1 rRNA gene is annotated in these 321 nt (G+C 39.3%); it reads right to left on the bottom strand.

Annotated elements, in window-relative coordinates:
- Nucleotides 1-100, bottom strand: a 16S ribosomal RNA gene (locus H5200_RS23550); the annotation flags it as partial.
- Nucleotides 101-321 lie beyond the last annotated feature (221 nt).

The raw sequence follows: 321 nt of genomic DNA, 5'->3' as shown, positions 1-321 counted from the left end.
CGTCAGCAAAGTAGCAAGCTACTCTCTGTTACCGCTCGACTTGCATGTGTTAGGCCTGCCGCCAGCGTTCAATCTGAGCCATGATCAAACTCTTCAATTAAAAGTTTTTTGTCTTTCGACAGCTCAATGAATTCTGAATTTATTTAATATCTTTCGATATTGAATTGACTGTGCCGAATAATCACCGAAGTAACTATTCTGTTGGTCACTCAGTTTCAATTGAGACTCTAAATTTTTTGCCTTGCTTAGCTATCTAAAAGAAAGTTAAGCTCGGCTGTTAGAACTCAATCTGTACGAGTGCCCACACAGATGATTGCTTTA

This window comes from Pseudoalteromonas sp. SG43-7 (genome assembly GCF_014164295.1).
Lineage (GTDB): Bacteria > Pseudomonadota > Gammaproteobacteria > Enterobacterales > Alteromonadaceae > Pseudoalteromonas > Pseudoalteromonas rhizosphaerae.
Note: the sequence above shows the minus strand (reverse complement) of the source record. Positions and strands in the feature narration are given on the sequence as shown.